Origin of the sequence: Dactylosporangium maewongense, from assembly GCF_039531485.1 — a bacterium.
GTDB lineage: Bacteria > Actinomycetota > Actinomycetes > Mycobacteriales > Micromonosporaceae > Dactylosporangium > Dactylosporangium maewongense.
In genome coordinates this window covers 1-891 of record NZ_BAAAQD010000104.1, presented here as the reverse complement: position 1 = coordinate 891, position 891 = coordinate 1, and the positions used below count along the sequence as shown (strand labels likewise).

1 protein-coding gene is annotated in these 891 nt (G+C 66.9%); it reads left to right on the top strand.

The annotated features are described in order from the left end of the window. The first annotated feature begins 72 nt into the window (after positions 1 to 72). Positions 73 to 881, top strand: a protein-coding gene (locus tag ABD332_RS59920; RefSeq protein ID WP_344516112.1) for an IS5 family transposase whose coding sequence is annotated in 2 segments (ribosomal slippage) — positions 73 to 408 and positions 411 to 881 — 807 coding nt in all. Because the reading frame shifts where the segments join, the coding sequence is not laid out codon by codon here. Positions 882 to 891: the final 10 nt, after the last annotated feature.

Genomic DNA, 891 nt, shown 5'->3' with positions numbered 1-891 from the left:
AGGGGGTGTCTCACTTGGTGAGGTCCTTGCCTCGGGCATGATCTTCTGTTTGTGGCGGATGTTGTCGAGGACATGATCCATACCTGGGCGCCGGACGACCTGTGGCAGGTCGCGCAACCGCTGATTCCTGTTGCTGCGAAACGACCTCAGGGCGGCGGGAAGCGCCGCGCGGACGACCGGGCGGTGCTCGCCGCGATCGCGTACATGGTCCAGGCCGGGTGTTCGTGGCGGAAACTCCCTGCGGTGTTCTTCGGAGTGTCCCGGCCGACGGTGCACCGCCGGTTCACCGAGTGGACCCGGCACGGACTGTGGGAACAGATCCACCACGAGCTGCTGCACCGGCTGCAGGTCGCCGGTGGGATCGACTGGACCCGGGCGATCGTCGACTCGATCAGTGTCCGGGCTGCGAAAAGGGGGACCTGACCGGGCCAAACCCGGTCGACCGTGGCAAACCGGGCTCGAAGATCCACGTCTTGTGCGACCGGCGCGGGATACCGCTGCAGGTGCTGATCTCCGCTGCGAACACCCCGGACGCGCAACTGCTGTTCCCGCTGCTGGACGCGTTCACGCCCGTACGCGGACGGCGTGGCCGGCCCCGTCACCGTCCGGAGAAGCTGCACGCGGACAAGGCCTACGACCAGAAAGCGATCCGGGCCGAGGTCGAACGCCGCGGCATCCGGGTTCGCATCGCCCGCAAGGGCGTGGAGTCCTCCGAGCGGCTGGGCCGGCACCGGTGGATCGTCGAGTCGTGCCTGTCCTGGTTCACCAACAACCGGCGCCTTGTGCGCCGCTATGAACGCAAAGCCGAGCACTTCCAAGCCTTCGCCGACCTCGCAGCCATCCTCATCTGCCACCGACGACTCACCAAACTCACCAAGTGAGACACCCCCT